15 protein-coding genes are annotated in these 16,431 nt (G+C 65.7%); 7 read left to right on the top strand and 8 right to left on the bottom strand.

Annotation, left to right across the window (positions count from 1 at the left end):
- Positions 1–93: 93 nt before the first annotated feature.
- Positions 94–339: an Lrp/AsnC ligand binding domain-containing protein gene (locus UNPF46_RS22520; protein WP_018317369.1), complete on the bottom strand. Its 246-nt coding sequence runs from the start codon at positions 337–339 to the stop codon at positions 94–96.
- 76 nt (positions 340–415) lie between these two features.
- Complete coding sequence (locus UNPF46_RS22515; protein WP_502705497.1) at positions 416–2,359, bottom strand: PAS domain S-box protein; 1,944 nt, start codon at positions 2,357–2,359, stop codon at positions 416–418.
- Between the two features lie 349 nt (positions 2,360–2,708).
- Here UNPF46_RS22515 and thiD point away from each other — a divergent pair, with 349 nt between their 5' ends.
- From thiD to UNPF46_RS22495, 4 genes are all read left to right on the top strand, one after another.
- The gene (gene thiD / locus UNPF46_RS22510; RefSeq protein ID WP_142251470.1) at positions 2,709–3,509 is read left to right on the top strand and encodes a bifunctional hydroxymethylpyrimidine kinase/phosphomethylpyrimidine kinase; all 801 of its coding nucleotides are present in this window, start codon (positions 2,709–2,711) and stop codon (positions 3,507–3,509) included.
- A gap of 342 nt (positions 3,510–3,851) precedes the next feature.
- Positions 3,852–4,664, top strand: coding sequence for a UDP-2,3-diacylglucosamine diphosphatase (locus tag UNPF46_RS22505; protein ID WP_100178762.1), 813 nt, complete (start codon positions 3,852–3,854; stop codon positions 4,662–4,664).
- A 13-nt stretch (positions 4,665–4,677) separates the two neighbouring features.
- A complete protein-coding gene (locus tag UNPF46_RS22500) occupies positions 4,678–5,721 on the top strand; it encodes a glycosyltransferase family 4 protein (protein ID WP_142251469.1) in 1,044 nt (347 codons plus the stop codon).
- A 158-nt stretch (positions 5,722–5,879) separates the two neighbouring features.
- Positions 5,880–6,863, top strand: a complete 984-nt coding sequence (locus UNPF46_RS22495; protein ID WP_100178764.1) for a threonine/serine dehydratase family protein — start codon at positions 5,880–5,882, stop codon at positions 6,861–6,863.
- Positions 6,864–6,869: 6 nt separating this feature from the next.
- Here the strand turns inward: UNPF46_RS22495 and UNPF46_RS22490 are convergent, their stop codons facing one another.
- Positions 6,870–8,504, bottom strand: a complete 1,635-nt coding sequence (locus UNPF46_RS22490) for a hypothetical protein (RefSeq protein ID WP_142251468.1) — start codon at positions 8,502–8,504, stop codon at positions 6,870–6,872.
- A gap of 238 nt (positions 8,505–8,742) precedes the next feature.
- Positions 8,743–10,554 (bottom strand): caspase family protein, encoded by a 1,812-nt coding sequence (locus tag UNPF46_RS22485; RefSeq protein ID WP_181770056.1) that lies wholly within the window; start codon positions 10,552–10,554, stop codon positions 8,743–8,745.
- Positions 10,555–10,718: 164 nt separating this feature from the next.
- Between UNPF46_RS22485 and UNPF46_RS22480 the strand changes: the two genes are divergently transcribed.
- Positions 10,719–11,162, top strand: coding sequence for an RbsD/FucU family protein (locus UNPF46_RS22480; RefSeq protein ID WP_100178766.1), 444 nt, complete (start codon positions 10,719–10,721; stop codon positions 11,160–11,162).
- 40 nt (positions 11,163–11,202) lie between these two features.
- On the opposite strand, the gene UNPF46_RS22475 is transcribed toward UNPF46_RS22480, so the two are convergent.
- Positions 11,203–11,595 (bottom strand): VOC family protein, encoded by a 393-nt coding sequence (locus UNPF46_RS22475; protein ID WP_142251466.1) that lies wholly within the window; start codon positions 11,593–11,595, stop codon positions 11,203–11,205.
- A 140-nt stretch (positions 11,596–11,735) separates the two neighbouring features.
- Here UNPF46_RS22475 and UNPF46_RS22470 point away from each other — a divergent pair, with 140 nt between their 5' ends.
- Positions 11,736–12,095, top strand: coding sequence for a hypothetical protein (locus tag UNPF46_RS22470; RefSeq protein ID WP_502705499.1), 360 nt, complete (start codon positions 11,736–11,738; stop codon positions 12,093–12,095).
- Positions 12,096–12,112: 17 nt separating this feature from the next.
- Here the strand turns inward: UNPF46_RS22470 and UNPF46_RS22465 are convergent, their stop codons facing one another.
- Both UNPF46_RS22465 and UNPF46_RS22460 read right to left on the bottom strand, forming a co-directional pair.
- Complete coding sequence (locus UNPF46_RS22465) at positions 12,113–12,466, bottom strand: ADP-ribosylation/crystallin J1 (RefSeq protein WP_142251464.1); 354 nt, start codon at positions 12,464–12,466, stop codon at positions 12,113–12,115.
- A gap of 231 nt (positions 12,467–12,697) precedes the next feature.
- Positions 12,698–14,173 carry a hypothetical protein gene (locus tag UNPF46_RS22460; protein WP_181770055.1) on the bottom strand — a complete coding sequence of 492 codons (1,476 nt, stop codon included), beginning with the start codon at positions 14,171–14,173 and terminating at the stop codon, positions 12,698–12,700.
- Positions 14,174–14,248: 75 nt separating this feature from the next.
- On the opposite strand from UNPF46_RS22460, the gene UNPF46_RS22455 reads away from it, so the two are divergent.
- Positions 14,249–15,445 carry an MFS transporter gene (locus UNPF46_RS22455; protein ID WP_142251462.1) on the top strand — a complete coding sequence of 399 codons (1,197 nt, stop codon included), beginning with the start codon at positions 14,249–14,251 and terminating at the stop codon, positions 15,443–15,445.
- On the opposite strand, the gene dgcA is transcribed toward UNPF46_RS22455, so the two are convergent.
- Complete coding sequence (dgcA, locus tag UNPF46_RS22450; protein WP_142251461.1) at positions 15,415–16,410, bottom strand: N-acetyl-D-Glu racemase DgcA; 996 nt, start codon at positions 16,408–16,410, stop codon at positions 15,415–15,417. The genes UNPF46_RS22455 and dgcA overlap by 31 nt on opposite strands.
- Between the last annotated feature and the right edge of the window lie 21 nt (positions 16,411–16,431).

The following is a 16,431-nucleotide window of genomic DNA, read 5'->3' as shown; positions in this document are numbered from 1 at the left end:
GACACCGGTTCGCGTGAAGAAAACGCGTCAAAACAAGAATCTAGAGCTTCGGTTCTGATTCAATCAGAACCGAAAATGCTCTAGCCCAAGAGCTCAGCTCGCGCCAAACGCCTTGAAGGTGATGATGGTGAGGGTGTCCTGGATGCCCGGCAGTACCTGCACCTTCTCGTTGACGAAATGGCCGATGTCGGTGTCCTTGTCGACGTAGAACTTCACGAGGAGGTCGTATTGGCCGGCCGTGGAGTAGATCTCGGACGCGATCTCGGCTTCGGCAAGCGCATTGGCGACCGTGTAGGACTGGCCGAGCTTGCATTTGATCTGGACGAAAAAAGGAACCATCGCGGGCACTCCAAGAGCATATCTGGCGGCCAATAGGCCAAAACCGGCAGGATTTAGCAAGCACACTTGCCGGGTTTCAAGACGCCACGGTCGTGGCCGCGAACGCCTCTCTGAGCCGCTGGGCGAGCTCGATCTTGCGATAGGGCTTGGTCAGAACGATCGCCTGCGCATGCGCCTGGCCCTGCTCGACCAGGGTCTCCAGCGCGTAGCCCGAGGTGAACAGGACCGGCAGGGAGGGGCGAATCCGCCGCGCCTGGTCGGCGAGGTCCCAGCCGCTCATGCCGCCGGGCATCACGATGTCGGTGAACAGCATGTCGATGCTGGGGTCGGTGCGCAGCTGCTGCAGGGCCTCCTTGCCGTTGACCGCGGCAACGACGCGATATCCCAGGGCTTCCACCCTGCGGATGGCGGAGGAGCGAACGAACGGGTCGTCCTCGGCGATCAGGATCGTCTCGTATCCGCGCGGCGCCGCGTCCTCGCTATCGGAAAGCTCGCCCTGTGATGACCCGGCATCCGCGCGCGGCAGGTAGAGCCGGACCGTCGTGCCGAGCCCTGCCTCGCTGTAGATCGTGACGTGGCCGTTCGATTGCTTGGCGAAGCCATAGACCATGCTGAGGCCGAGCCCGGAGCCCTTGCCGACCTCCTTGGTGGTGAAGAACGGCTCGAAGGCGCGCCGGGCGACCTCCGGCGTCATGCCTTCGCCGTCATCGGTGATCGAGATCAACGCGTAGGCTCCGGCTGCGACTTCGGGATGAAGGACGCGATAGTCCTCATCGAGCGTGGTCAATTCCGTGCTCAGGGTCAGGTGACCTCCGGCCGGCATGGCATCCTGGGCGTTGAGCGCAAGGTTCAGCACGGCGGATTCGAGCTGGGCGCGGTCGGCGAAGGCCTGGATGGTGCCGAGCCCGGAGCTCGTCTTGATCTCGATGTCCTCGCGCAAGGTGCGCTTGAGCAGCTTGAACATGGATTCGAGCAGGCTCCGGCAATCGATCGTCTGCGGCTGCAGCAATTGACGGCGACTGAATGCGAGCAGGCGCTGCGTCAGCTCGGCGCCTCGTTCTCCCGATTGGGCGATGTCGTCGGCAAAGCGCCGCAGGTCGGGCCTCGCCTTCAGCTGCTCGCTCAGATGCTCGGCATTGCCGATGATGACGGTGAGCAGGTTGTTGAAGTCGTGAGCGATGCCGCCGGAGAGCTGGCCGACCGTCTCCATCTTCTGCGCCTGCTGAAGCTGCTGCTCGGTCAGCTTGCGCGCGGTCAGGTCGTGGACGATGCCGACGAAGATCAATTCGCCGTCCTGCCGCGCCTGGCCGACCGACAGCTCCATCGGAAAGGTCGATCCGTCCTTGCGCAGGCCGGTGGCCTCGCCGGCGGTCGCGAATTGCCTCCCCTGACCGTCTGGCGCGGCGCTCGCCTCGGGCATCAGCATCCGGACGTTCCGGCCCATCACCTCGTCGGCCGAGTAGCCGAACAGGCGCGCGCAGGCCGGATTGAACAGCAGGATGCGGTCCTGCGCGTCGAACAGGATGACGCCGTCGACCGCGGTCTCGACGATGGCCGTGAGGCGCGCCATGCTGTCGCGCATCGCACGCTGCGCGTCGCTGACCTGCTGGAGCAGCAGCGTGGCGTCCCGGCTCTTGATCTCCTCTTCCTCGAGCGCGGCCTGGACCTGCCGCAGCTCGAACGGCGAGGGGATCGTCAGGATCTTCGGCAACAGCGGCCAGAGCGCGCCCGCCGTCATTACGGACGCCACCGCGGTCGCCGCCTTGACGATGCCCTCGATGCCGTAGACCGGCACCCAGAGCGTGTAGATGGACAGCACATGGGTGAGGCCGCACGCCATGATGAAGATCGCGAAGGCCCAATAGACCCAGCCGAATTTGAGATCGCGCCGCTTGGTGACGAGGATCGCGAGCGCAAACGGGATCGAGAAATAGGCGGCGGCGATGCAGGCGTCGGATACGACGTGAAGCCAGATCAGTTCGGGCTCCCACAACAGGCAGATGCCGTGCGGAGAGAGCATGGACGAGTCGAGGAGACGTTCAAAGAAGGCCCACATCATTCCACCCCAGGATTCCATGTCAGGCAGCTTGCGGGCCGGGGCGGCCCGCGACGTCGGTGTCGCCGGACAGTTCCACCACTGACGTCTCGCGCATCGGCGAAGCAGGTTCGCGATTATACCAAGGGTTCGGCGTGGTTGCATTTTCATGCCCGCACCCTTGGGGTACGGAGGCCGTGCTCTGCCCGCCCGACCCGCGGGAACACGCGGGTGTCGCGAATCACGGCCCGTCGCGGCTCGGCAGCGCTTGCTGGAGTTTCACGGTCGCGCTAGGACGGGCCATGGCGTCCCAATCCAGCAAATGTGCCCGTCGATGACGACCCCGGTCGCACTCACCATCGCCGGTTCCGACTCGAGCGGCGGCGCCGGCATCCAGGCCGACCTGAAGACCTTTGCCGCGCTCGGCGTCTATGGCGCGTCCGCCATCACGGCCTTGACCGCGCAGAACACGCGTGGCGTCACCGGCATCCACGCCGTGCCGGCGGATTTCGTCACCGCGCAGATCGATGCGGTGTTCTCCGATCTCGACGTCGGGGCCGTGAAGATCGGCATGGTGGCCCAGGTCGCCAGCATCGATGCGATTGCGGCGGCGCTGACGCGCTGGAACCCGCGGCACATCGTGCTCGACCCCGTCATGGTCGCAACCTCCGGCGACCGCCTGCTGGCATCCGAGGCCGTCGACGCCCTGCGCACCAGGTTGATGCCGCTGGCCTCGGTGATCACACCGAACTTGCCGGAGGCCGCGGCGCTGCTCGACGAGAACGTCGCGGCAAGCGAGGCGGAGATCGAGAGCCGGGGACGGCGCCTGCTGGCGCTGGGCTGCCGGGCGGTCCTGATCAAGGGCGGGCACGGCGAGGGCGCCGAGAGCACCGACTATCTCGTCGATGCCGACAGCACGCTCGCGCTCACCGCGCCTCGCGTCGCCACGCGCAACACCCATGGCACCGGCTGCTCGCTCTCCTCGGCGGTGGCCGCGGGCCTCGCCAAGGGCGAGGATCTCGAAACCGCCGTGCGCAAGGCCAAGGCCTGGATCAGCGCGGCGATCGGCGCCGCCGACCGCTTCAGCGTCGGTCACGGCCACGGGCCGATCCACCATTTCCACAAATTCTACTGACGCGGGCTTGCCCCTGAACGCGCGCCTCGTCCTTCGAGACGACCGCTACGCGGTCTCCTCAGGATGAGGCTAAGCAGCACTGTGCCCGTTGAAACTAGGGCCGCACACTCGGCCTCATCCTGAGGGCCCGCCAACGGCGGGCGTCTCGAAGGATGTGCCGCGGGCAGATTGCCTCGGAAACGAACAGGGGCCCGGCGCTCCCGCGGCACCATGTCGCCTGATTGTCGCATGCGGCTGATATTCGCGGGGAGGGCGAGGCGAAGTTTGATTCGTATCTGAAGGTGCCTCAAAAGTTCAATCGGTCATCCCCCTGTCACGGGACATTGTTACAGGCTGGCGCGCATGGGAAGTTACGATGTGAGTGACGAGAGCCCGGAACGGCGCTTTCGCACGTTGTTCATCTCCGACGTTCATCTCGGAGCCCGCGGTTCTCAAGCCGATCTTCTGCTCGACTTCCTGCGCTACCACGACGCCGACACGATCTATCTGGTCGGCGACATCGTCGATGGCTGGGCCCTGAAATCGAGCTGGCACTGGCCGCAATCCCACAACGACCTCGTGCAGAAGCTCTTGCGCAAGGCGCGCAAGGGCGCCAAGGTCATCTACATCCCCGGCAATCACGACGAGTTCCTGCGCAACTATTACGGCACGCATTTCGGCGGCATCGACGTCGTCGAAAACACCGTCCACACCGGCGCGGACGGCAAGCGCTATCTCGTCATCCACGGCGACATCTTCGATCTCGTGGTGCAGAACGCGCGCTGGCTCGCCCATCTCGGCGACAAGGCCTACGACTTCGCGATCCAGATGAACCGCTTCGTCAACTTCTTCCGACGTATGTTCAAGGTGCCCTATTGGTCGCTGTCGCAATGGGCCAAGCAGAAGGTCAAGAACGCCGTCAACTATATCGGCGCGTTCGAGCAGGCGCTGGCCGCCGAGGCGCGCCGTCACGACGCCGACGGCGTGATCTGCGGCCACATCCACTACGCCGTGATCCGCGACGAGGGCGGCATCCGCTACATGAATTGCGGCGACTGGGTCGAGAGCTGCACGGCGCTCGTCGAGCACGACGACGGTCATTTCGAGATCATCACCTGGGCGGATCATCTGCAGAAGCCGGCAGCCGTCCCGCAGGTTGCAGCCAGAGCTGCATAACAGAGGCCGCCTGATGCGCATCCTGGTCGCGACCGACGCCTGGCACCCGCAAGTCAACGGTGTGGTTCGGACGCTGACCAAGCTTGCAGAGGCTGCCGAAGGGCTCGGCGTTGTGTTCACGTTCCTCACGCCGCAATCGTTCCGCACCTTCGCAATGCCGAGCTATCGCGACGTGCGCCTGGCGATGCCCCGCCCGGCCCGGATCGCGAAGCTGATCGAGGAGGCGCGGCCCGACAGTATCCACATCGCGACCGAAGGGCCGATCGGCCTGATGGTCCGCCGCTATTGCCGCCAGCGCAAGCTGCCGTTCACGACCAGCTTCCACACCCGCTTCCCGGAATATGTCCGCGCTCGCGTGCCGGTGCCGGGCTCGCTGATCTGGCGGGCGCTGCGCAGATTCCATGCGCCCAGCCGTGCCGTGATGGCGGCAACGCAGGCGCTCGCGCGCGAGCTGACCGAGCGCGGCTTTGACAATGTGCTGCTGTGGCCCCGTGGCGTCGATACCGGCCTGTTCCATCCGCGCGCCGTCGATCTCTGCCTGCCGGCACCGGTGTTCCTGTCGGTCGGCCGCGTCGCGGTGGAGAAGAACCTCGAGGCCTTCCTCGACCTCGACCTGCCCGGCACCAAGGTGATCGTCGGCGACGGCCCGGCACGCGCCGCGCTGGAAGAGGCCTATCCCGACGCGATCTTCCTGGGCGAAAAGCACGGTGAGGAACTGGCGGACATCTACGCGGCCGCTGACGTCTTCGTCTTCCCGAGCAAGACCGACACTTTTGGCCTCGTTCTATTGGAAGCACTCGCCAGCGGCCTGCCGGTGGCGGCCTTCCCGGTGAAGGGTCCGCGCGACGTGATCGGCGATGCCCCGGTCGGCGCGCTCGATCACGATCTGCGCAATGCCTGCTTCACGGCGCTCGGCGTCTCCCGGCAGGATTGCGTCGAATTCGCCGCCAACTACACTTGGGAGGCCTCGGCGCGGGTCTTCATCGACAGCATTTTGGCGGTCGGCGCGGTGCTGCCGGGTCGAAACGGCGCGGAACAGCCCCGCTTCGTGGCCTAGAGCTATCTCGATCCGATGGATCGAAATAGCTCCAGATTCTTATTTTGACGCGTTTTCTTCACGCGAACCGGCGTCGATTTCGCTTGAAAACGCCTTGGGCGACAATCCTCGCGCGGAGATGCCTTGCCCGGGCCTCATCGGCCGCGATAACATCAGCCATGACCGAACAGCTCCTCCCGATCGGCCCCGCCGATATCGACGCCGCAGCGCGCGTGATCGCGCCCTACGCCATCCGCACCCCGCTGCTGTCGTTTCCCGTGCTCAACGAGCGCGTCGGTGCGAAGGTGTTTCTGAAGCCGGAGATGCTCCAGCGTACCGGCTCCTTCAAGTTCCGCGGCGCCTTCAACAAGGTGTTCTCGATCCCGCAGGACAAGCGCGCCGGCGGCGTGGTCGCGTTTTCCTCCGGCAACCATGCGCAAGGCGTGGCGGCGGCGGCAAAGATCCTCGACATGCAGGCGACCATCGTGATGCCCGCGGATGCGCCGCTGTCCAAGCGCGAGCGCACCAAATCCTACGGCGCCGAGGTCGTGCTCTATGATCGCGACAAGGACGATCGCGAGGCCATCTCGCGAGGCATCGCCGAGAAGCGCGGCGCGACGCTGGTGAGGCCCTATGACGATCCGTTCGTGATCGCAGGGCAGGGCACCGCCGGGCGCGAGATCGCGGAGGACATGGCGGGCCTTGGCCTCAGCCCCGACATCGTGGTGGCGCCGGCTTCCGGCGGCGGCCTGATCGCGGGCGTCGCGACGGCCGTCAAAGCGCGCTATCCGCTGGCCGAAATCGTGGTGGCCGAGCCCGAAGCTTTCGACGATCACGGCCTTTCGCTGACCGCGGGCCATCGCGAGCCGCATGGGCCTGCGGGCCGCACCATCTGCGATGCGCTGATGGCTCTGATCCCCGGCGAGATGACCTTTGCGATCAACAGCAAGCTGCTGGCGCGCGGCGTCACGGCCTCGGACAAGGAAGTCGGCGCCGCCGTCGCCTTTGCCTATCGCGAGCTGAAGCTCGTGGTCGAGCCGGGCGGCGCGGTCGGGCTCGCCGCGCTGCTCGCGGGCCGCCTCGATGTCGCCGGCAAGAACGTCGTCATCGTGCTCTCCGGCGGCAATGTCGATGCGGATCTGTTCGCCGAGCTGGTCGCCTGACGGCGATCAGTGCTCGACATAGACCATGCCGAGCGCGCCGTAGGGGTCGCTGACGATGGTCTCCACCGTCACCGTCGCCTGGAAAGCAACCAGGGACGGCGCCAGCGTCGCCAGCACGAATGCCTGGCTGTTGGTGTCGCCGACGGCCACCGGCGGCCTGAAGGCGTGAAAGCTGTCGGCCCAGGCGCCACGTTCGCTTGCGCCAGAGCTTGGCTGGCCCGGCAGCTTTGGAGGAACCATCAGGCCGATACCGTCAATGCCGAGATCCGGGTCCTGTGAGGCCGCGAAGATGTAGGGCACGATGACGTCCGTCGCGCCTGGAATGGCGACGAAGCCGTCATTGGCGCCGAAGGCACCAGTGATGACGTCGCCACTGTCGACGGAGTCGAACTTGGCGATCGTGGTCTCGATCAGCGGCAGGCCGGTGTTGCCGTCGTAGACGTTCATGCTGAAGTCCATTTCGTTGCCATCCTCCGGTCCATCCTCGTCGCCGCCGGCCTGCTCGACGTTGATGCGCCAGACATGCGCGACGCATTGGCGGTGCAGCGTTGCGGTGTGGCCTTCCCAACTGGCGAAGGCGCCCGGCGGAATTTCGGGGTCCTCGACATCCGCATCGATCCGAAACCACAGCGGGATCGCAACCGGCAATTCGCTGAGGCGCGGTGCGTGCGTGGTCCGCGGAAGGCCGGGTGTCATCATCTGCCCGATCTGATTGGCCGGAACCATGTCCTTGGCCGGATCGTTCGAGATGCGCTTCCAGAGCGTGATGGTCGGGCGGCTCGGCCTTTCCGTCGTGAAGCTGAAGTTGAGCGCGCAGGGCTCTGGCGCGATCTTCAGGGCGTGGATCTTCTGGATGGTGTCGAACGGGTCGACAGTGACCGGGACGAAGAACGCCGTGCGCTTGTTCAGGAAGAACTGGTTGATCGCCAGCATGTTGTCGCCGAGCGGCGCGTCGAGGGCGGTCCGCAGTTTCAACGACACCGTCTGCGGCGAGGCCGTAGCGCCGAACTCGTTGGGGCCGGCGATCGAGACGCCGCTTTGAAGCTGTGTCGGCGACATCTCGTAGCGGACCGTGGAGTTCGGTCCGGCAAGCACCTTGAGATCGATGTTGATGCTGGTCGCGGTCCCCTGTGCCAGCCTGACCGGCGTATTCAGCACGACCGAAGAGAGGCCGGAAAGGAAGAGCGAGGAGGGGACGTGGATGTCATCCCAGGTATCGCCGGAGATGATCAGGCTGTCGGTGAACGTGCCGCCGTCGGCGGGCGCGGCGTATTCGGCGCGGACGAGCAGATATTGCCCTTGCTTGACCGCGAGCGGCCCGTCGCCAGCGGCTTGCGCTGCGACCTCGAGCACCCGCACCTTCGGCAGCGGTCCGCGGTGACCCGGCGGCAACTCACCGGGATCGACCGTCTCCCAGACCCATTCGAGCGCGATGATGTCGCGGACGCTAAAGACCGATCTGTGGGCGAAGCGGGCGGTGACGACGGCATCGACCGGTACGTTCTTGATCTGCACGGCGCCGGCAAAGCTGATGCGCGGCGGTCCGAAGGAGGGATCGACGGTGATGTCGGGACCGGCGGCCCCCGGGCTGACGGCGCCGAAATCGAGTTGGCCGGGGGTGAAACTGACAGCAGTGGACATGCTTGCCTCCATCACGGGTTGGCAACCGCACGACATCGTCACGGCCCGGACATCATGTCACGGGATCGTCGATCGCTTCGGTTGTATCGGACTGCGCTGGTGGTCCGCGTCATAGCACCGCGGGGCGTGGGGCACTGTGAGTTGTGTCACGATCGATTCGAACGGCGAGATTGACTGCCGAAAACGAGAAGGGGCGGAGCAACTGGCTCCGCCCCTTCAACGTGAGTGGGTCGAACGATCAGTGCATGAAGCCACGGTGGTTGTTGCCGCCGCCCATGCTCGGGGCCTGGTTCATCGACTGGCGGAAGTTGTTGCCCCCGTTGTTGACGTTACGGTTCGTGGTATTGAACTGCGGGCGGTTGTTGTTCTGGACGTTGTTCTGGACCTGCACCTTGTTCACCGGGTTGTTGTTGATCTTCACGCCGTTGTTGACGCGGATCGGGTTGTTCTGCGTCTGGACGTTCACCGGCTTCGTCTCGGTATTCGTGCCGCCCTTGCCGACATTCACCGGCATGCTCAAGATCTTGCCCGGCTTGCCGCTGGCATTGCCGCCGTCCGGCTTGTTGTTGGTCGCAGGCAGGGTCACGATCTTGCCGCTTCCGCCATTGTTGTTGGTGGTGTTGGTCGGCGCGGGCAGGGTGACGATCTTGCCCGGGGTCTGCGACGGCGTACCATTGGGCTGGCCCGGCTGGTTGTTGTTGCCGGAGGGCAGATTGACGATCTGGCCGCCATTGCCGAGCTTGCCGATGCCGTTGCTGTCGCCGAGCTTCTGCACGACCGGCAGGTTGCCGTTGATCTGGCCACCATTATTGCCCTGCTGCATCAGCGGCATGTATTTGGGCTGGCCGAGATTGCCGATCTTGAAGGTCGGAGCAATGTTCTGCGGCGCCAGGAACTTGGTCGCCTGCATCAGGGGGATCTGCTTCGGCTGGGCCTCGAGGTTCAGCGCAACCTTCGCATAGGGCGTGTTGCTGTAGCTGTTGTAGAAGTTCTTGTAGGCGAGCGGGGAGTTCGCCAGCACCGCCTTGTGCCAGGCCTGCGACAGCAGGATGTTGTTGAGCAGCCAGCGGACGTGGTCGCACAGCGGGTCGTGCGGATACATCTGGATGAACTCCTGATAGTATTCCGGGCGTCCCTCGGACACGACGTAGTCATAGGCCTGACGGGTCGAGCGGCTCGGCAGGTTGGAGGCCATCTGCACCACAGGCGTATTCACCGGCGCGCGGTTGGCGGCGACAGCGGTGTCACCGAAGAAGGTGAAATCTGAGGTGAGCGAGGAGCTTTCCCACGGGATCTGCGCGCCGCTGGTGGTCTGGTTCACCTGCAGGCGCACGCGCTTGAACAGCTGCTCGATCGGCACGTTGGGCTCGCGCGCGACGTTCAGGAAGGCTTGCGTATAGGGGCTGTGGCCGCCCGTGCCGTCGAGCGCTTCGGCACCCGGCGCAGTCGAGTAGCCGACGATCGAGCCGTTCGGCGCATCAACGATGGCAAGGCCGCGGCCGGCGTCATTGACGCTCGGGAAGGGATTATTGCGGCAGGCATCGAGGATGACGATGCGCATGCGGCTCGGGATCGTCTCAAGCGTGGACATCACGTCGACGAGGCGCACCGAATTGTTGACGAGCTCGGTCTGGCTCGACACCTTGGCGTCGACGGGAACGAGATAGTTCTCGCCTGCGAGCTGCACGCCGTGGCCGGCGTAGTAGACCATCGCCACCGTGTTCGGACCGCGGGCCGAAACCTTGGCGGAGAAATCCTGCACCACGCGGAGCATGTCGTTCTGGGTCAGGTCGGTGGCGGCAACCACCTCAAAGCCGGCGGAGTTCAGGAACTGCGCCATCGACTGCGCGTCGTTGTCGGGATTGGCGAGCTGCGGGGCGTTCTGGTAGTTCGAATTGCCGATCACCAGCGCCACCCGCTGCTCCGGGCCCTGCAGCGCGGTGGGAGCGGGCTCGACGGGGGCGACTTGCGCGGAAACGGGGCCGCAGGCGAAGCCGAACAGGCTTCCCACGAGGCTGGCTGTCATCAGCAACGGCTTTAGGCGGAACATGGCGTGCTCCTTTGGCACTGATCTCGATGCGAGATTGGTTGCCGTGGAGCCTGGCCGCGTTCGAGCTTGAACTCCGTGATTGCGATCACCATGGTGCCCCAGCGTGATCTGAATCACGCTTGGAACCTGCTATGGTTAGCGATCGCTGAGGGAACCGTCGTCACATGCTGAAATCGATCGATCCGATCCTGACGCCCGATCTGCTCTGGCTGCTGGCCTCCATGGGCCACGGCGACGATCTCGTGGTCGTCGACGCCAACCACCCGGCCACGCACATCGCCCGCTCGACCTCGTCGCAGCGCCTGATCCAGCTGCCGGGCATGACGATGGAGACGGCGGTCCGCGCCATCATGTCGGTCTATCCGCTCGACGATTTCGATCCCGATCCGGTGCGCGTGATGGCGCCGGTCGACGATCCCGACCGTGTGCCCGACGTGCAGCGCGCGGTGCTGGCCGAGATCGAACGCGCCAGCGGCGGCCCCATTGCTCCCGGCAAGCTGTCGCGGCCGGATTTTTATCGCGCGGCCGCAGCGGGGTTTGGCGTGGTGCAGGTCGGCGACAGCAGAGGCTACGGCTGCTTCCTGATCCGGAAGGGCGTGATCAGCTAGCGCACGATCCGGAAAAGTGTGCAGCGGTTTTCCGAAAAGATCACGCTCCAACACCAGAGGCTCGCATCAGCTGAGATGGCCAGCCGATCCGCACCAGGAGACCGTCGGGTCCGTTGATGCCCACTTCATACATGCCCCATTCGCGGTGGCGCAGCACGCCGCCGGGCCGGATGACGAGATCGTCGACGCGCGCGGCAATGACCTCGACCTCGGGCGTGCGAATGAAGATGCCGAAGGGATTGTGCTCGGGCACGCGCCATGGGCTGTCGCCCGCTTGCGTGAGATGCACCTCGCATCCCCAACCCCTCACGATGACATAGCCGGCATCGCCGCCGCTGCGCGCAAAGCCGAGGCGTTCCCAGAACGGAATTGCAGCGGCAAGATCATTGCTTGGAACGATGGCGAAAGCGCCGACGTGCGGGGTTTCAGGCATGCGTTCACTCCGCAAGTTGTTCGCGCAGCTCCGCTGCGCTTGGCAAGCTTATCGGGGCAGGCCGACATGTCGAAGCGGCAAAAATGCCTCCCACTCGAATTTGAATGGCCATCCCGCAGGCGAGCGTCTATCGTCGATCCATGTCTCGCCTTCTGTGTCTATTCGTTGCTGTCATCCTGTCGCTACTGCCCGCGGTCGCGCCCGCTGAGCCCGTGCAAAAGCGTCCCAAGCCGGTGTGGAAAGGCTATGGCTTCCTGCCGGGCTATCGCCAGCCGCTGAGCAACAGCATTCCGCTCTACAAGCAGAAGGACGCGATGCGGCGCCTCGCGCGCAACGACCGCCGCCACTGGTACATCGATCCGGTTCCGCAATATTACCGCTGGGACGGCGAGTGGCACTATTTCGGCCGCCCCGGCTTCAACGGCGGCCGCTACAACGGCGGCAGCTATGGCCCGTGCTGGACCCGCACGCCGATCGGTGCGGTGTGGAATTGCGGGTGATGGGGCGCTGACGGCGGCTAGGGAAAGCTGCGGACGACCTCGATCGGTCCGACGATCGCGGCATTGAACGCATCGAGATCTTCGGCGGGAATCCAATACTCCAGATGCGCCCGTCCGCCGGCCTCCTGCACGTCATATTTTTCGATGAGGCTCCGCTTGACCGCAAAGCGCGTCACGAAGCCCGATCCGCTCGCCGGGACATTCCAGTCGCGCGCGATCTTGATGGCGTAGTCCTCGGTCAATACTGGATAGAAGATCGGCTGGTCAGGCAGGCGCGGCGGGAACGCGCGCATGCCGGATTGCCTGATCAGCTCCAGCTCCTTTGGGCCGACGGGCCGCCAGAGGGTGAGGGTGTCTCCGGTGAGGGACATGGCTGTGGTGAGCGGGTTCTAGTGGGTCCCTACATACACCGATCCGTTCGCTCTATCACCGTCACCCTTAGGCGCGCGCTCTGCGGCGCATCGTGCCGTTGAGCGAGCCTCGAAGGGCGACGGCCCGGCTGCATCTCGGCCGTTCATCCTTCGAGGCTCCGCTTACGATGCGTGCGCATCGCAAGCTTCGCGCCTCAGGATGACGGAATTGATAGGTGGGGAGCACACCCCTTACGAGAAGAACGCGATCTTCTCGGCCTGGGTCATGCGACGGATCGGGGCGAGGGGATCGTTGGCCGGCGCACGGGGCTTTTGCAAAATGCCGCTGGCGAGGATGGTGGCGCCGAGCGAGGGCTCCGGAACGGGCGAGAGCTTGGGCAGCGGCGTCGACGGTGCTGCGGCGAAACTTGCCGTCGCAGCCATCGCCGGGGCCGGCTGCTCCATCACTTCGGCGGCAGCTTCCGCAATGGCGTCGGTGAGGCGCGCGAGCGAGTCCATTGCGATCGGCGCGTCGGCGGCGGGCTCTTCCACCACGGGGGCGACGACCGGCTGAGACGCGACCGGCTCCGGCAGCTCGGCGGCGATGGGTGCTGCGGCCTCCGCAGCCATCGGCTCCGGGATGGCCGTGTCCATCTCGGCCTGTGCAATGATCTCGTCGAACTCCGGATCGGGCGCGGCCATCTCCAGCGCGATGGCCTCGAGCACGGCGTCGTCTTCGGCTTGCGCGGCCGCGTCGAGCGCGAATGCGCCTGTGGCTTCCGCGAAGGCGGCGGGCTCGGTGGCCGGCTCCTCGAACGAGACGTCTTTGCGCGCTTCGGTCACGACAGTCTCGGGCGCGGCCTGGTCGGCCGCGATGTCCTGGACCGCGATCTCATGGATCGCGATCTGGCTTTCGACAGCGATCTGGCTTTCGGTCGCGATTTCCGGCGCCGCTGCGGCGTCCAATGCCGGCTCGGCAGCGGCAAACGCTTCGGCAGCACCGGCCGCTTCCATGGCAGCTTCCGGCTCGCCAGCTGCCGCGATGTCCTGCGGCGTCTCCGTAAAAGCCACGGGTGCTTCTGCAGTCGCGGGCGCATCACTGGCCATCGCCGCGGGCGCGGTCTCGACGGGCGCGGCCTCGGCGACGAATGAGGGTGCCTCCTGCACCGGAGCGGGTGCCTGCGGCGTTGTGCCGCCGTCAGTCTGTTCGACCCGGTCCTTCAGCAGATCAAACGCAATCCTGAGCTCGACGCGGGGGTCAATGGTCGTGGCCTGTCCGCAGGCGGCCTCGATCGAGGCGAGCTGCGAATCAATCAGGTCGCAGATTCGCCCGTCGGCGCCGATCTCGCGCCAGCGCCAGGAGATCTCCTTGATGATGCGCACCCCGCGCGGGATAGGCGCAAGGCTCGCCTCGATCGCTCCGGGGTCGAACGCTGCAAGCGCGATCGTCTCGGCTTCGCGGATGGCGCGGCGGATCTCGACCAGCGCTTCGGGCAGGCGATCTTCGACGACGGGTTGTCGCTGCGCCACAAGGGTTTCTTCGATCTTCGCGACTGCGTCGAGCACCATGCGCGTGTCGGCATTGCGGTTGCGCTTGGCGTATTCGCCGAGGAACCAGCGGCCGCGCGCGGTCTCCATGAAGGCTTCGCGGATCGCGTCGTAATCCTGCTCGTTCGGCTCGGCCGCGCGGGCAGACATGGGCGAAAGGGCGAATGCTTCGTTGGCCATGGCGATCTCGTCGCGCAAATCACTGCGCGTTATTGTAACGATCACCACGATATCGACCGAATCGCAATTGGTTTGATGCAGTCCGAATCACAAATCCCCATCGCGGCAGCGAAGAAGCGGCGATTCGCCGTGAACCTGGCCCTGTTCTACTCGGCCTTCTTCGCGGTTCTGGGCACGCATATGCCGTTCTTTCCGGTGTGGCTGAAGGCGATCGGCATCGACGCGGCCTGGATCGGCCTCATCAACGCGCTGCCGGCGATCACGCGCTTCACCACGCTGCCGCAAGTCACGGCCTTTGCCGAAAAGCGACAGGCCATTCGCGGCGGCATCATGGTTTCGGTGCTGGCGACGGCGATCGGATTCTCGGTCCTTGGCCTGCAGCAGCAGCCGCTGGCGCTGTTCCTGATCTACGCGCTGACCTGCATGATGTGGACGCCGACGATGCCGCTGACCGATGCCTATGCGCTGCGCGGCGTCGCCCGTTACGGGCTCGACTATGGACCCTTGCGGCTGTGGGGCTCGGCAGCCTTCGCGGCCGGATCGCTCGCTTGCGGCTATCTCGTCGACAGCATCGCGCCGCGCGACCTGATCTGGGTCATCGTGGGCTGGGCCGTCGTTGCGGTTCTCGCCAGCCTGCTGCTTCGGCCGCTTGACGATCTCGGGCGGAGGGCGCCGGAGAGGCATGCCGGCAAGGTGCTGCTGCGCGATGCCGGCTTCTGGGCCGTGATCGCATCGGCGGCACTGATCCAGAGCAGCCACATCGCGTTCTACACCTTCTCGGCCATCAACTGGCAGCTCCATGGCCTCAGTGGGCTGACCATCGCGACGCTGTGGACGCTGGGCGTGGCGGCGGAGATCGTGGTGTTCGCGCTGTCGCCGCGCTTCTCGCTGCATCCGTCCACGCTGATGGCGATCGGGGGCTTGAGCGCCGTCGTGCGCTGGATCGTCACCGCCAGCGAGCCGCCGCTCGCGCTGCTCGCGATCGCCCAGCTCGGCCACGGCTTCAGCTTCGGCATGACCATCCTCGGCACCATGAATCTGTTGGTGCAGCGTGTGCCCGCGCATCAGATCGCGCGCGGGCAGGGCTATTACGCCGCCTGCAACGGGCTGCTCGGCGCAACAACATCGATCGCGTCAGGCGCGATCTATGCGCGCTACGGTGAGGGCGTGTACTACGTCATGGCGGCGATGGCCGCCGCCGGTGCTGCCCTGATCTGGTCGGCGCGGCATCGGCTCAAGGCTCAGCCCCAGAGCGAGGCGTCGGGCGGATAGACCAGGCTGTCGTCATAGCGCAGGCCGTGATCGCGGTCGCGCGCGAGCAGCAGGGGTCCGTCGAGATCGACGAAGCGCGCCTGCGGCGTCACCAGCATGGCAGGCGCCATCGACAGCGAGGTCGCGACCATGCAGCCAATCATGATCTCGAAGCCGAGCGCCTGCGCGGCATCGGCCATGGCCAGCGCCTCGGTGAGGCCGCCGGTCTTGTCGAGCTTGATGTTCACGGCGTCGTAGCGGTCGCGCAACGAGGCGAGGGAGCTGCGCGTGTGCACGCTCTCGTCGGCGCAGACCGCGAGCGGCCGCTTGATTCTTGCCAGCGCCTCGTCCTTGCCTGATGGCAGCGGCTGTTCCACCAGCGTGACGCCGACGGCGTTGCAGGCGGCGAGGTTGGCTTCCAGGTTGGCCTCGGTCCAGGCCTCGTTGGCATCGACGATCAATTCGGATTCGGGTGCGGCCTTGCGCACCGCGGCGATCCGCTCTGGATCGCCGGCGCCGCCGAGCTTGATCTTGAGCAGCGGCCGGTGCGCCGCCTTGGCGGTCGCCGCCGCCATCGCCTCGGGGGTCCCTAACGAGATCGTGTAGGCTGTGGTGCGCTCGCCCGGCACCGGGCGGTCGAGCAGGTTCCAGGCCCGTTGTCCCGCCGCCTTGGCCTCGAGGTCGATCAGGGCGCAATCCAGGGCGTTGCGGGCCGCACCGGGTGCCATGGCGGCCTGGAGGGCTTGCCGCGTCAGCCCGTCCGCGACGGCCTGCTGCATCGCCTGGATGGCGCCGAGCGTGGCCTCGGGGGTCTCGCCATAGCGGGGATAGGGCACGCACTCGCCGCGGCCGGTCAGGCCGTCCCGGCTGACCTCCGCAACGACCGTCACGGCCTCGGTTTTGGCCCCCCGGCTGATGGTAAAGCTGCCTGCGATCGGGAAGCGCTCGATTCGCGCCGCCAGGGACGCAAATTTCATGGAAGTCATTTTGAACTCTGGCGAAATCTG

Origin of the sequence: Bradyrhizobium sp. UNPF46 (assembly GCF_006658625.1) — a bacterium.
GTDB lineage: Bacteria > Pseudomonadota > Alphaproteobacteria > Rhizobiales > Xanthobacteraceae > Bradyrhizobium > Bradyrhizobium nitroreducens.
This window is presented reverse-complemented; position numbering and strand designations above follow the sequence as displayed.

Bases quoted from the DNA above. Each gene is read 5' to 3' on its own strand.
- UNPF46_RS22520 (WP_018317369.1), bottom strand. From the start codon at position 339: ATGGTTCCTTTTTTCGTCCAGATCAAATGCAAGCTCGGCCAGTCCTAC.
- UNPF46_RS22515 (WP_502705497.1), bottom strand. From the start codon at position 2,359: ATGCTCTCTCCGCACGGCATCTGCCTGTTGTGGGAGCCCGAACTGATC.
- thiD (WP_142251470.1), top strand. From the start codon at position 2,709: ATGACGACCCCGGTCGCACTCACCATCGCCGGTTCCGACTCGAGCGGC.
- UNPF46_RS22505 (WP_100178762.1), top strand. From the start codon at position 3,852: ATGGGAAGTTACGATGTGAGTGACGAGAGCCCGGAACGGCGCTTTCGC.
- UNPF46_RS22500 (WP_142251469.1), top strand. From the start codon at position 4,678: ATGCGCATCCTGGTCGCGACCGACGCCTGGCACCCGCAAGTCAACGGT.
- UNPF46_RS22495 (WP_100178764.1), top strand. From the start codon at position 5,880: ATGACCGAACAGCTCCTCCCGATCGGCCCCGCCGATATCGACGCCGCA.
- UNPF46_RS22490 (WP_142251468.1), bottom strand. From the start codon at position 8,504: ATGTCCACTGCTGTCAGTTTCACCCCCGGCCAACTCGATTTCGGCGCC.
- UNPF46_RS22485 (WP_181770056.1), bottom strand. From the start codon at position 10,554: ATGTTCCGCCTAAAGCCGTTGCTGATGACAGCCAGCCTCGTGGGAAGC.
- UNPF46_RS22480 (WP_100178766.1), top strand. From the start codon at position 10,719: ATGCTGAAATCGATCGATCCGATCCTGACGCCCGATCTGCTCTGGCTG.
- UNPF46_RS22475 (WP_142251466.1), bottom strand. From the start codon at position 11,595: ATGCCTGAAACCCCGCACGTCGGCGCTTTCGCCATCGTTCCAAGCAAT.
- UNPF46_RS22470 (WP_502705499.1), top strand. From the start codon at position 11,736: ATGTCTCGCCTTCTGTGTCTATTCGTTGCTGTCATCCTGTCGCTACTG.
- UNPF46_RS22465 (WP_142251464.1), bottom strand. From the start codon at position 12,466: ATGTCCCTCACCGGAGACACCCTCACCCTCTGGCGGCCCGTCGGCCCA.
- UNPF46_RS22460 (WP_181770055.1), bottom strand. From the start codon at position 14,173: ATGGCCAACGAAGCATTCGCCCTTTCGCCCATGTCTGCCCGCGCGGCC.
- UNPF46_RS22455 (WP_142251462.1), top strand. From the start codon at position 14,249: ATGCAGTCCGAATCACAAATCCCCATCGCGGCAGCGAAGAAGCGGCGA.
- dgcA (WP_142251461.1), bottom strand. From the start codon at position 16,410: ATGACTTCCATGAAATTTGCGTCCCTGGCGGCGCGAATCGAGCGCTTC.